The organism is Mycobacterium sp. NGS56, from assembly GCF_059812425.1.
This window is the reverse complement of sequence record NZ_JCALCQ010000001.1, coordinates 1,097,548-1,110,487: the sequence shown is the minus strand read 5'-3', so window position 1 is coordinate 1,110,487 and position 12,940 is coordinate 1,097,548. Positions and strand designations below refer to the sequence as shown.

Here is a 12,940-nt window from a genome sequence, read left to right as displayed (position 1 = left end):
CAGCTCTGTGTCGAGGAAGGCCTGCTGTGCCCACTACCACCGTTCCGTTGCACTCACCGGACTTCTACGCCGGCGACCCCTACCCGGTCTACCGGGAGCTTCGCAACACCACTCCCGTCGTGTGGAACGACGTCACGAACTTCTGGGCGCTGTTGAAGTACGAGGACATCCGTTACGTCTCGGGCCACCCGCTGACGTTCTCGTCAACGAAGGGCATCTCGATTCCCGATCCCGCCCAGCCTGCACCCGTTCAGGAGGGCAACCTCATCTTCACCGATCCCCCGCGTCACCGGCAGCTTCGCAAGCTAATCAACTCCGGTTTCACGCGCCGCCAGGTGCAGTTGCTGGAGCCCAAGGTGCGCGAGATCGTGAAGGGAATCGTAGACAGCGTCGACCCGTCGCGCGAGTACGAATTCGCCGAAGAGATCGCCGCACCCCTTCCCACCCGGCTGATTGCCGAGATGCTCGGTGCCCCGCCCGAAGACTGGGAGCAGTTCCGCGCATGGTCGGACGCCGCGGTTGGCACGGCCGACCCGGATATCGAACTGGACTCGGTCGTCGCACTCGGTGAGTTGTACGAGTACTTCACCAAGCTCATCGCCGCACGACGTTGCGGCGAGGTCAGTGGGCAGGACGATCTGCTGAGCATCCTGGCCGCGGCCGAGGTCGACGGCGAGCAACTCACGGACGCGGATCTGCTGAACTTCTCTTTCCTGCTATTGGTCGCCGGCAACGAGACGACCCGCAACCTCATCGCACTCGGCACGTTGGCGCTCATCGACCACCCCGATCAGTTCGCCCTGCTGCGAGCGAACCCGGCGCTGCTGCCCTGTGCTGTCGAGGAAATGCTGCGATTCACCAGCCCGGTCACCCATATGGCCCGCGAGGCCACCGAGGACGTCGAAATCCGCGGTCAGCAGATCAAGGCGGGCGACACCGTTGTCATGCTTTACGGCGCCGCCAACCGCGACGAAGAGATTTTCGGGCCCACCTGTGAAGAGTTTGACATCACCCGTAACCCGAACCCGCACATCGCATTCGGTGCGGGCGAGCACGCCTGCCTTGGGGCTCAGCTCGCTCGCCTCGAAGCCAGGGTGATGTTCGAGGTGCTGTTGGGCACCTATCCGACCATCGAGCTCACCGGTGACGTGTCACGACTTCGCGCCACCATGGTGCCGGGGGTGAAACGCATGCCGATCCGACTGGGAGCCGGCAACTGATGGACTTCGACTACACGCCCGAGCAAGAACAGCTGCGACACTACTATCGGACGCGCCTCGAGGCGGTGATGACCCCGGAGCGTCGCGCCGCCGTCGCCAACCTCACCGAGGGGGGTGCCGCAATGACCGAGTGCCGGCGCGCCCTCGGTGAAGCCGGGCTGCTCGGAGTCGCTTGGCCGGTGGAATACGGTGGCGGCGGGCTGACGGCACTGGAACAGTACATTTTTTCGGAGGAGGCGCGGCGAGTCAACGCGCCGTTGCCGATGATCACGCTCAACACGGTGGGCCCCACCCTCATTCAATACGGAACCGACGAGCAAAAGTCCAAATTCCTGCCCGCAATCCTCAAGGGCACGGTCGATTTCGCGATCGGCTACTCGGAGCCCGGCGCCGGCAGCGATCTCGCGTCGCTGCGCACCACCGCTGTGCGCGACGGCGACGAGTTCATCATCAACGGATCGAAAATGTTCACCAGCGGCGCCGAGTTCGCCGACTACATCTGGTTGGCGGCGCGCACCGACCCAACTGTCAAGAAGCACAAGGGAATCACATTATTCATCGTGCCGACCGACTCACCGGGCTTTTCCTGGAAGCCACTTCACACCATGCCGGGTGTGTCCACGTACTACACGTTCTACGATGACGTCCGAGTCCCGGAGAGTGCCGTCGTGCTCGGCGAAAACCAGGGTTGGACGCTCGTGACGAACCAGCTGAACCTGGAACGCGCCGCCCTCGGCAACCTCGGTGCGCTGGAACCGCTCTTCAATAAGACGCTCAAATGGGCGTCCACGACACCGCTCGACGACGGCTTGGTCATCGACCAGCCCTGGGTGCAGCAGGCGCTGGCCCGGGTCGAAGCACAAGTCGCCGCCTACCGGATGCTGAACTTGCGCGTGAACGCGACGATGAGCTCTGGGGCGCTCGGCATGGGCGAAGCCTCCGCGGCAAAGGTATTCGGTACCGAGCTCACCCAACAGGTTGCTCGGGAACTTCTCGACGTCGTGGGGCAGGCGGGTGTGCGCAAGGGCACGGCGGCCCCGCTCAAGGGCGAGCTGGAAAGCGCCTACCGCCTTGCGGTCATCAACACATTCGGCGGCGGGGCAAACGAGCTTCAACGCGACATCATCGCTATCGCCGGTCTCGGGATGCCGCGCGCGCCCCGCGACATGCGGGCCGCCAGCGCATCGGAGAAAGGAAGCTCCAACCCGTGACCGAGACAACGAAAGACGAGCTGCGCGAACGCCTCGATGCCCTCATCGGAAAGCCGATCAGTTCAGGGCAGCCCGTCAAGGCGCCAGATCCCGTTAACGCGGCCATGATTCGGCACTGGGCGTACGCGTTGGACGATCTGAACCCCGCATACCTGGATCCGGAGTTCGCCGCTTCCTCCCGCTACGGCGGCCTGGTCTCACCTCCCGTCATGCTGCAGTCGTGGACCATGGCCCCACCCAAACTGGTCGGCATTCACGAACGCGGCGGAGTCCCGGTCGAGCTCAAGGAGAACCCGCTGCAGTTCCTCACCGACGCCGGCTACACCGGCACCGTCGCCACCAACTCCGAGTTCGAGCTCGAGCGATACCCGCGCGTCGGCGACGACATCACCGCCGAAACCGTTTTCGAGACCATCTCCGATGAGAAGAAGACAGCGATGGGCATGGGATACTTCGTCACCTGGATTACGACCTACCGCGATCAGAACGGTGAAGTGATCGGCCGCCAACGGTTCCGTACCCTGCGATTCAAGACAGGAAGCTGATGGCCAACAGACTTGCCCCTTCGATCAGTCCGGACACCGAGTTCTTCTGGTCAGGACTCAAAGACCATAAGCTGCTGATCCAGCGGTGCACGGACTGCAAGACGTTACGGGTGCCGCCTCGCCCGATGTGCGGAAGCTGTCAATCACTCAACTGGGATTCCGTCGAATCGACCGGGCGTGGAACGGTTTACAGCTTCATAATGCCGCAATATCCGCCGCTGCCGTTCCTCCAGTACCCCTACGTGGTGGCACTGATCGAGCTCGACGAAGGCGTGCGCATCGTCTCGAACCTGTGCGACATCGAGCCAACGACCATCGAGGTCGGGCTACCAGTCGAAGTCTTCTACGAGAAGTTCGAAGCAATCCCGAGCGGCGAAGAGCTGGTGCTGCACCAGTTCCGGCCCGCGCGCTGACAAGCGAGGCGTCAAGCGAGCATGGACTTTTCCTTCACCGAAGAACAAGAGACCGTCGGCAAGGTGGCCCGTCAGCTGTTCGAGCACCGAGCCACGCCCGAACATCTCACCGACCTGGAATCGGGCCCGGTCCGGCACGACCCCGCGCTGTGGCGCGAGCTGGCTGCGTCGGATTTGCTGGGCATCGCGCTACCCGAGGCCATCGGCGGTAGCGGTGGTGGCTTCCTCGACCTCGGCGTCCTACTCGCCGAGGTCGGCTGGAGCGTAGCGCCGGTCCCCGTTTACGCGACGCTCGTGCTGGGCGCGGACACGATTGCGCGACACGGGGACTCAGCACTTCAGCAGCGTTACCTACCGAAGGTAGTGGATGGCAGTGCAATCCTGACCGCAGCACTCACCGAACCGGGCAACTCCGATCCCACCGCGCCACGCACCGCCGCGCGGGCCGATGGGGACACCTGGATCCTGGACGGCAACAAGGAACTCGTGCCCGCGGCGCAACTTGCCGACGCCATCGTGGTTTCGGCCCGGGCCGACGACGGCGCGGGCCTGTTCGTCGTCGACTCGCAGACCGACGGCGTCACCGTGACGGCGGCGGACACCACCGACGGTGAACCCTACGGAGACGTGGAACTCGCCGGCGCCATCGGACACCGGCTCGGCGTTGACGGTGCCCGCGCGGTCGGTTCGCTGTACACCCGGGCACTTATCGGCCTATGCGCCATGCAGGTCGGCGTGGCCGAACGAGCGCTGAGGCTCGCCGCTTCCTACACCAGCGAACGTGAGCAGTTCGGCAGGCCGATCGGCTCGTTCCAGGCGGTGCAGCAACGGCTGGCCGATGCGTTCATCGACGTCGAGGCCATTCGCTGGACGACCTGGCACGCGGCGTGGTTGATTGCCCAGGGCCGGCCCGCCGGCCGCGAAGCGTCCATCGCCAAGTTCTGGGCGGCCGAAGCGGGGGCACGGGTCGTCGCGTCGGCCCAGCAGGTGCATGGCGGCATGGGTATCGATGTCACCTATCCGCTTCACCGTTATTTTCTGTGGGCCAAGCAGATTGAGCTTTCACTCGGCTCGGCCTCCCAACAACTGGCCCGGCTCGGCGCCGCCTACCCGGAAGGAAGCAAATGACCTCCACCGTCGACCGCACCACAACGCTGGCATTCAACTCCATCAACGTCGGCGACGAAATCACGCCGATGGACGTTCCGGTGACCACCACGCTGATAGTCGCCGGCGCCATCGCGTCCCGTGACTACATGCCGGTGCACCACGACCGGGACTTCGCGAATTCGCAAGGCTCTAAGGACATTTTCTTGAATATCCTGACGACCAACGGGCTGTGTGTGAAGTTCTTGCACGACTGGGCGGGTCCCGAGGCGATGATCAGGAAGCTTTCCATTCGTCTCGGCGTGCCGGCCTACCCGAATGATCCGATGCGCTTCACGGGATCAGTTACGGACAAATCGTCGACCGACGGCGAAGGACTGGTCGAGGTTACCTTCAAGGGCACCAATAGCCTGGGGGACCACGTCTCCGGCACCGCGGTGCTCAGCCTGCTCAAAGGCGTGGATGCATGACCGACGGCATTGGCGGCAAGGCTGCCCTCGTCGGGATAGGCCAAACCGAATTCTCCAAAGAATCGGGCCGAAGCGAGATGCAGCTCGCCTGCGAGGCGGTGAAGGCCGCTATCGACGACGCCGGGCTGCGCCCCTCCGAGATCGACGGCATGGTCACCTTCAGCGTCGACGACAACGAGGAAATCGAGGTCGCCCGCAATGTCGGAATCCGCGACCTGACCTTCTTCACCAGGGTCCCCCACGGGGGCGGGGCGGCCGCGGGAACCGTGATGCAGGCCGCGATGGCTGTCGCGACGGGTGCGGCAGAGGCGGTAGTGTGCTACCGCGCCTTCAACGAGCGCTCCGGCTTCCGCTTCGGCGGGGCCGGCCGCCAGCCGGGCGTAACACCGTTGTGGATGGCGCCGTACGCGCCGTTCGGGTTCATGACCCCGGCAGCCTGGGTCGCGTTGCACGCCCAACGGTACATGACGACCTACGGCGTCACCAACGCCGACTTCGGCAAGATCTCCGTCATCGACCGCAAGCACGCGGCGAACAACCCCGACGCCTGGTTCTACGGAAAACCGATAACCCTTGAGCAACACCAGCAATCGCGATGGATCATCGACCCGGTGCTGAGACTCCTTGACTGCTGCCAGGAAAGCGACGGCGGCGTCGCAATGGTTGTGACGAGCGTCGAGCGGGCGCGAGACTTGGCCAAGCCGCCCGCCGTCATCACGGCCGCCGCGCAGGGTGCCGCCTACGACGGCGAAGTAATGACGAGTTATTACCGCGAAGAGATCACGGGCCTGCCTGAGATGGGTGTCGTCGGCGCCAAGCTGTGGCGAGACTCCGGCCTCAAGCCGCAAGACATTTCGACGGCATTCCTCTACGACCACTTCACACCCTTCGTCTTCACTCAACTCGAGGAACTGGGGTTCTGCGGACGCGGGGAGGCAAAGGACTTCGTCTCGGTCGACGACCTGTCCATCGGCGGCCGCATGCCGATCAACACCAACGGTGGGCTGCTGGGCGAGGCCTACATCCATGGCATGAACGGCATTACCGAGGGCGTGCGGCAGGTGCGCGGCACGTCCCACAATCAGGTGGACAACGTCGAACACGTGCTCGTCACCTCGGGGACGGGCGTCCCGACGAGCGGTTTGATCCTCGCGCCCGATCGCTGAGTACGGAAGCGAGGCAGCCTGGTGACGCACGCGACCGCGGTCGACACACGCGCAGTACTCATCTCGGCCGCGTTCGCATGCTTTCGCACACAGGGCTTGCGGAAGACGACGATCGTCGACATCGCCAGGGCCGCAGGTGTTTCCAGGAGCACGTTCTACGAGTATTTCCGGGACAAGGAAACGATCGTCGAGTCCTGCGCGGAAGCGGCCTCGCAGAGCTTCTATCGCAGGCTGGCCAAGGCGATCGACCGCCACGGCGGGAGCACGCTAGAGGACAAGTTGGTACGCGCCGGCGTCTTTGTCACCCAGGCCCGTCGGGTGGTGGAGCCCGAGTCGTATTTCGACCAAGAAGAGGTCAACCTGATGTTGACCAAGAACGCCTCGACTCTCCTGCGGGAATGCAGCGAGTTTCTCGCGCCCTATGTCTCGGCCGCGCGGCTCACCGGCGAGGTGCGCTCTGACCTCGACATCCGCGCGGCAACGGAGTGGTTCGCTCGGATGTTGTTCTCGCTGTTCACAACTCCGTCGCCCTATCTCGACATGGGTAACGACGACGCCGTCGCCGACTTCATCCGCGGCTACGTGGTGCGCGGATTCTTAAACGGCCGGTTCAGGACGCGCTAGTCGCTCGCGGGCAGCGTTGCACCCTTGGCTCTGCAGCCGCATCCGGAAATCATCTCGAAATGCTGCCTTCACGGAGGAAGTTGACGGTGTATGCCTGGTACGTCAGACCGTTGGGATCGAGGCCGATGAGCTCGACGAAGGGGTACCACTCCGGGGAATCGACGAACCAGTCCCAACGAGTGATGTGGCCCTCCTCGTTGGTCCACGCGTAGTCCCATTCGTGGAGTTCGAGCACGGTCCCGTCGGCCAGCGTTCCCGCATAGGTGTCGCGGACCGCGAACCCCCAATCTGCGGCCGCGCAGTCAAACCGCGTAACGATCCGAAAGTCGGGCAAGTGCTTCCACCACATGCGAAATTCGCAAGTGGGCATGTCACCATCCGGCGCGAAGTTCTGCATCGCCTCCAGGACCTCATCAGACGCGAGGTTCGCCATCGGGCTCTCCGCCCCGTTGTTGAAGAGGGGGCACATCATCACCGCGTCCGGTGCGTAGATCCACTCATCGCCGTAGCTGATCTTCTTGGTCTCCGGAGCCATCGCGTACGTTTCCCATTTTGCATGGGCGATCCTGCGGTGCAGTCGCTCGATCCGACATCACGTTGTCCCCTTCTTACGCACGGGAACATTGGACCAGCCACAGACATTCGACATCGCGACCCGCCGCAACCCGCTGCGATCGATTTCGTACTCCGGGATGAGGTCAAGCAGAGCCTCCAGCGCGATGCGGCTCTCCATCCTCGCCAGCGCCGCCCCCAGGCAGCTGTGCACGCCGTAACCGAACGCGAGGTTGAAACCCATCTTGCGTTCCCGGTCGATGTCGAGTCGATCGGGATCCGGAAACATCCGCTCATCGCGTGTCGCCGCGCCCGTAACGAGCAGGACGGCGCTGCCCGCGGGAATTGTGCTGCCGTGCAACGTGACATCGCGGGTGGCGGTGCGGATCTGATACTGCGACGGTGCCTCGTAGCGCAATAGCTCTTCGATCGCCGCGGGAATCCTGCTCCGGTCAGCACGCAGCTTGTTCCACTGGTCCGGAAAGTCGGCGAAGGCAACCATGGCGTTGCCGACGAGCTTGGTCACGGTCTCTGCGCCTGCTCCCCCGAGCATGGTCGCGAACCCGGTGATATCCACGTCAGTGAGCTTCTCCACCTGGCCGTCTCGCTCGATCTCGGTCTCGATGAGTCGGCTGATCATGTCGTCGCGGGGCTCGGCGCGACGCTGCTGGACCAGGTTGTAGTAGTAGATCCCGGTCTTTGTGGAGGCCTCGAAACCTGCTCGGGTGGTGGCGATCTCACCTGGGCGTCGTTCAATGAGCAGATCGAGCCAGACCCGAATCTGGTCGCGGTCCTGCTTCGGCACACCCAGCATGGTGGTGATGACCTCGTTCGGAAACAGTGCCGAGAAGTCGGCCACCACGTCGAAGGAGGATGCGTCGAGCGCGTGAATGCGTTCGTAAACCTTTTCGCGCACCATGTCTTCCAGCGAGGCGATGGCGCGCGGAGTGAAAACGTTGCTCACCAGCTTTCGCATCTTCTGATGTTCGGGTGGATCCATCGAGATGATCACTTTGGGAACTGGCAGTGCGTCGTCGTGCGCCTGAACCATGTCCAACGTGGCGCCCTTAGCCGATGAAAAGGTTTCGTGGTCTTTGGTTGCGCGCGCAACGTCGTCGTAGCGGGTCAGCGCCCAGAAATCCCACTTCGCGCTGTAATAGACCGGAGCCGTGTCGCGCAACCGCCGGTAGGTGTCGAACGCTCCGTTGAAGAAGTCTTCCGAGAAGGGGTCGAACTCGACGGAGTCACCGGAAACAACCTGCGGCGCGGTCGGGCTCATAGGATCGCTCCGGCTTCCTTATAGCCCATGATGGTGTCCCAATCCAAGCCCGCATCCATCAACACCTCTTCGGTGTGTTGGCCGTGCTCGGGTGCCCCCGACGGTACAACGGCCTGTTCGTCGAATTGAACCGGGTTCGTGGGCAGTGAGTACGGCGAACCATTCATCGTCATGGTGTTGGCGATATAGCCATTCGCGGTCACAGCCGGGTCGTGGCACAGCTCCCCCGGCGTCTGAACCACGCCCCAGGCGCCGGAAACGTCGGCCAGCGCTTCACGCCATTGTGCGAGTGTACGTTGCGCGAACGCATCGTCCATCAGCGAGATCAGCTCTGCGCGATTAGCGAAACGCGCAGCGGGATCGGCGAATCGGACATCATCGATCAACTCGGGTAGACCGATGGCGCGCATCGTTTCCGGATAGAACTTGTCCAGTTGCAGCATCATCAGCTGGACGTAGCGGTCATCTTTGGTGCGGTAGGTCCCCACTAAGGGATTGGGTGCGTCGGCGTGGCTGTACTTCGGAACCGCGCCGCCGCCGTGGATCTGGCTTACGGCGACATCGGGGCTGAGGTTCCAGGCCGCCAATCCCAGCAGGGAAACATCCACCACCGATCCCCGGCCGGTAGTGGCCTTTTTGTACAACGCGGCCGCGATTCCGCCCGCGATCGTCATCCCCCCGAGCAGGTCGCCAAAGGCCGGCCGCGAGCGCACCAGCTCATCAGCGTCTTCAGTGAGCACGGTGGCAATACCGCCGCGCGCCCAGTAAGAGACGCCGTCATAGCCCGGCTTGTCCGAGTCGGGCCCCTTCGGCCCGTGGCCCGACCCTCGCACGTAGACGATGCTGGGGTTGGCAGCCGTGATGTCGTCGACGTCGATGCCCAGTTTTCTGCGGCGGCTTGGCAAATAACTGGTGAGAAAGACATCACACGTCGCGGCAAGCTTGCGGATGACGTCTTGGCCACCGGGGGTACTGAGGTCGACGCCGATCGACTTCTTACCCCGATTGGGTATCTCGATCATGTAGTTGACCGTGCCGCCGCCCTCGTCGACGATGCCCATCGTGACGAGCCCGCGCTGCGGGTCACCGCCCTGGCGCGGCTCGACCTTTATGACCTCGGCCCCCCACTCCGCCAGGACGGCGCCGGCCGACGGCACGAAGGTCCAGGCGGCAACCTCCAGCACGCGGACACCGCTGAGAACTTTGTCGATGGAAATGACGGCCTCCATGGGGTGCGGTGCGAGGGTGCGAGCACACAAACAGATCAGCAACGGCGATAACGCTCATTTGCATTCTACGAGAATCCCAGTTTCGTACCTATTTGTAAACCGCATCGGCCGACGACCGCGGTGCGAGTACCCAGGGCTACGGGCGCGCCGACAGTCGTGCGGGCAGCGCCGGGTCTCCGTTGTCCCAGAAGGCGCGCCACGTCGGCATCCGCTGGGGCATGGCCGCGCGCAATTGAATGTCGGTCGGCCAGCGCATGAACTCCGGACCTGGGCGCTCCGTCACGTCGACCGAATACCAAGGGTGTTCACGTCGCTTGACGAAGCACCACCGGCCCTCGCGGCGCTCGTAGACGTCGTCGTAACGCATCGTGATCACGTACCACCCGTCACCGTCCTCGTGTTCCGCGCGGCAGTAGACAGATCCGATCGCATGGTCGGCGTCGACGAGGTCGAAGTGATGACCACAGATCAGGTGAATGCTCCGGTAAAACCGCCGCAGCACACGGTCGTACCAACGCTTCAACGCCGCCCTGCCTGCGCCCTCCGCACCCGCGTCGACATCGTCGACGAACAAGTCCACCAGTGTGTCGAGGTCACGGGCGTCGAGGGCCATCGCATACCTGCTCGGCAGCTGGCCGATTGCGATGCTGGACTCCAGCCGGTCCAACCGTTCCTCGGCGCTCGGACTCGACGAATCTGACGCCATGACGGAAAGTGTAGCCAGCAATGAGAACAGGTGTTCTCGTAATCCGGAAAGCCTACTATCCTGCGCTCATGCCCTTCCCGAACATTTCGCCCACGATTCCGACACTGGTGAGGTCATGCTCGGGCCGGTTCGGGGACAGGCCCTTCCTTATCGCCGACGGGCAGGAATTGACCTATACCGAGCTTGACCGGCGCTCGGCCGCACTAGCGACTAATCTGATCGCCGAGGGCATCGGCAAGGGCGACCACGTCGGAATCCTGATGCCCAACAGCATCGAGTGGGCATTGGCATGGTTTGCCACGACACGCATCGGGGCGGTCGCCGTTCCGCTCAACACCTTCTACAAGGGTTCCGAACTGGCCTGGACTGTCCGCCATGCCGACCTTCGGGCGATTCTCACGTGGTCGCGGTTCCGCAACCATGACTTCCTCGCTCGTCTGCAGGATGCGCTGCCCGGGCTGGCCGATCAGCGCGAACCGGGCCGCATCGCGGTACGCGAGGCCCCATTCCTCCGCACGGTTGCGGTGTGGGCGCCATCCGATCGGGCCTGGACGACAACGATCACGGACGGGGACACGCAGTCGCATACCGACACCGACTTTCTCGTCTCCGTCGAATCGTGTGTGACACCGGCCGATGACGCGATGATCATCTACACCTCAGGCAGTACCGGCGACCCCAAGGGACCCGTACACAGCCAGGGCACACTGGTCCGCCACACCTACAACCTCACGTTTATGTACGCCGTCACCCACGACGACGTGATGTTCACCTCCATGCCCTTCTTCTGGGTGGGCGGGCTGATCACCGGATTGCACGCGGTGATCCACCACGGCGCGACGCTGGTGACCCAGCCCGCATTCGACGCAGCAGAGGCGTTGGAACTCATGGAGCGACACCGCGCGACCATCGCGCTGGGCTGGCCGCAGCAGGGTAAAACATTGGCCGAACATCCCGAGTTCTCTGCCCGCGATCTGAGTTCGGTGCACCGCACCAGCATGCCCGCGATGGTGCCACCCGAGCGTCAGCCCAAGGGCTCCAGCGGCCTTGGGATGACCGAGCTGTGCGGCAATCACCTCGGCGTCGACCCGTATCTGCCGCAGCCGCCCGAGCGCTCCGAAACCGGCGGCCCACCCATCGAAGGGTTGCAGCATCTGCTCGTCGACCCTGACACAGGACAGCCGGCGCCCGTCGGCGCGCCGGGCGAAATATGGGTTCGCGGTTACTCATTGATGCAGCGTCTGCACAAACGTGAGCGCGAGGAGGTGTTCACCCCGGATGGCTACTACCGGACGGGTGACTGCGGAGTTGAGTACGACGACGGCTGGATCAAGTTCACCGGACGGCTGGGGGATCTGATCAAAACCAGCGGCGGCACCAACGTCACGCCGAGCGAAGTCGAACTGGCGCTTGGTGACTGCGACGGCGTGCTTGAGGCGTACGTCGTCGGGGCAGAAAGCCCGGAGCACGGGACGGTAGTCGCCGCGGCCGTGGTGCCGCGCGGGGAATCGACTCTCGACGGCGAGTCCCTGCGGGCTCAGCTGCGTGACCGGCTGTCCACCTACAAGGTGCCCAAGTTCATCTGGGTCACCGCAAAACAGGACCTCCCGTTCACCGCGACCGGCAAGGTCAAGAAGTCGGAGTTAGCGCAGCGGCTCAGCGGGTTGCTGGCGCACCCCTAGGGCGCAGCCGGCTGGCCGTCGGGCATTTCGGTGGCCATCAGCGTCAACGGAACGCCGCACCCATCAAGGACAATTTCCAATCTCGGAGAACAATAATTCTCATTGCGGTAGATTTGCCGCGGCACACTCGACCACCGCTGCAGAGAGGCGCTTCGTGGCACTCGAACAGTTCAAGTTAGACGGTCAGGTTGCGATACTGACGGCGCCGGGCGCGGCGTCGGCGAAGGCATCGCCAAGGTACTCGCGGAAGCGGGCGCCACCGTCGTCGGTTTAGGGCAACAATCCACGGATTCCGAATCGGCCCGCCCCGGAAAGAGATGCGCGGACAGCGAGCGCGTGGTGCGGACGGCGGTCGATGAGTTCGGCCGCATCGACATCCTGGTCAACAACGTGGGATTCGCGACCTCGGCCCATTTCTGGGCCGCACCGACGACAACCTCCGACAGACCTTCGACTACTGCGAGCTTGCACCGAAAATCCGCGTCAATGCCATCGCCCTTGGCGCGTTTATGACGACCGGGCTGCAATCCAGCTTCGACCTGATGCCGGACTCCGAGGAGAAACTGAAGGAGTTGACGCCGTTGCATCGTATCGGCGACGTCGCAGACCTCGGCCGACTGACGTTGTATCTGTGCACTCGCGATTGCTACGCCACCAACTCAACCTTCATCGTCGATGGGGGCCTACAGGGGCCGAATTCATCCCTCCCCATCCCCGATCTGTAACCAGCAGCACC

13 protein-coding genes and 1 pseudogene are annotated in these 12,940 nt (G+C 63.6%); 10 read left to right on the top strand and 4 right to left on the bottom strand.

What is annotated here, in order from left to right:
• Positions 1-47 precede the first annotated feature (47 nt).
• From AC5Y4F_RS05175 to AC5Y4F_RS05140, 8 genes are read left to right on the top strand one after another with little or no spacing between them, the layout of a single operon-like run.
• Positions 48-1,220, top strand: coding sequence for a cytochrome P450 (locus AC5Y4F_RS05175; RefSeq protein WP_082947621.1), 1,173 nt, complete (start codon positions 48-50; stop codon positions 1,218-1,220).
• Positions 1,220-2,431 carry an acyl-CoA dehydrogenase family protein gene (locus AC5Y4F_RS05170; protein ID WP_499995377.1) on the top strand — a complete coding sequence of 404 codons (1,212 nt, stop codon included), beginning with the start codon at positions 1,220-1,222 and terminating at the stop codon, positions 2,429-2,431. Before AC5Y4F_RS05175 ends, AC5Y4F_RS05170 begins: the two co-directional genes overlap by 1 nt.
• Positions 2,428-2,976: an FAS1-like dehydratase domain-containing protein gene (locus AC5Y4F_RS05165; protein WP_067934598.1), complete on the top strand. Its 549-nt coding sequence runs from the start codon at positions 2,428-2,430 to the stop codon at positions 2,974-2,976. The genes AC5Y4F_RS05170 and AC5Y4F_RS05165 overlap by 4 nt, the downstream gene beginning before the upstream one ends.
• The gene (locus AC5Y4F_RS05160; RefSeq protein ID WP_067934601.1) at positions 2,976-3,389 is read left to right on the top strand and encodes a Zn-ribbon domain-containing OB-fold protein; all 414 of its coding nucleotides are present in this window, start codon (positions 2,976-2,978) and stop codon (positions 3,387-3,389) included. The genes AC5Y4F_RS05165 and AC5Y4F_RS05160 overlap by 1 nt, the downstream gene beginning before the upstream one ends.
• 21 nt (positions 3,390-3,410) lie before the next feature.
• A complete protein-coding gene (locus tag AC5Y4F_RS05155; protein ID WP_067934603.1) occupies positions 3,411-4,517 on the top strand; it encodes an acyl-CoA dehydrogenase family protein in 1,107 nt (368 codons plus the stop codon).
• The gene (locus tag AC5Y4F_RS05150; protein ID WP_067934606.1) at positions 4,514-4,966 is read left to right on the top strand and encodes a MaoC family dehydratase; all 453 of its coding nucleotides are present in this window, start codon (positions 4,514-4,516) and stop codon (positions 4,964-4,966) included. The genes AC5Y4F_RS05155 and AC5Y4F_RS05150 overlap by 4 nt, the downstream gene beginning before the upstream one ends.
• Positions 4,963-6,132 (top strand): lipid-transfer protein, encoded by a 1,170-nt coding sequence (locus tag AC5Y4F_RS05145; RefSeq protein ID WP_064951520.1) that lies wholly within the window; start codon positions 4,963-4,965, stop codon positions 6,130-6,132. Before AC5Y4F_RS05150 ends, AC5Y4F_RS05145 begins: the two co-directional genes overlap by 4 nt.
• Before the next feature lie 21 nt (positions 6,133-6,153).
• A complete protein-coding gene (locus AC5Y4F_RS05140; RefSeq protein ID WP_082947613.1) occupies positions 6,154-6,756 on the top strand; it encodes a TetR/AcrR family transcriptional regulator in 603 nt (200 codons plus the stop codon).
• A 49-nt stretch (positions 6,757-6,805) separates the two neighbouring features.
• Here the strand turns inward: AC5Y4F_RS05140 and AC5Y4F_RS05135 are convergent, their stop codons facing one another.
• From AC5Y4F_RS05135 to AC5Y4F_RS05120, 4 genes are all read right to left on the bottom strand, one after another.
• Positions 6,806-7,291, bottom strand: a complete 486-nt coding sequence (locus tag AC5Y4F_RS05135; RefSeq protein WP_231986369.1) for a hypothetical protein — start codon at positions 7,289-7,291, stop codon at positions 6,806-6,808.
• A gap of 57 nt (positions 7,292-7,348) precedes the next feature.
• Positions 7,349-8,587, bottom strand: coding sequence for a cytochrome P450 (locus AC5Y4F_RS05130; protein ID WP_499995373.1), 1,239 nt, complete (start codon positions 8,585-8,587; stop codon positions 7,349-7,351).
• Positions 8,584-9,816, bottom strand: coding sequence for a CaiB/BaiF CoA transferase family protein (locus AC5Y4F_RS05125; RefSeq protein WP_067934613.1), 1,233 nt, complete (start codon positions 9,814-9,816; stop codon positions 8,584-8,586). The genes AC5Y4F_RS05130 and AC5Y4F_RS05125 overlap by 4 nt, the downstream gene beginning before the upstream one ends.
• A gap of 136 nt (positions 9,817-9,952) precedes the next feature.
• On the bottom strand, positions 9,953-10,483 hold the full coding sequence (locus AC5Y4F_RS05120) for a nuclear transport factor 2 family protein (RefSeq protein ID WP_082947622.1): 531 nt from the start codon (positions 10,481-10,483) through the stop codon (positions 9,953-9,955).
• A 107-nt stretch (positions 10,484-10,590) separates the two neighbouring features.
• On the opposite strand from AC5Y4F_RS05120, the gene AC5Y4F_RS05115 reads away from it, so the two are divergent.
• Both AC5Y4F_RS05115 and AC5Y4F_RS05110 read left to right on the top strand, forming a co-directional pair.
• On the top strand, positions 10,591-12,204 hold the full coding sequence (locus AC5Y4F_RS05115) for a class I adenylate-forming enzyme family protein (protein WP_499995371.1): 1,614 nt from the start codon (positions 10,591-10,593) through the stop codon (positions 12,202-12,204).
• Between the two features lie 154 nt (positions 12,205-12,358).
• A pseudogene (locus AC5Y4F_RS05110) lies at positions 12,359-12,929 on the top strand (SDR family oxidoreductase).
• Positions 12,930-12,940 lie beyond the last annotated feature (11 nt).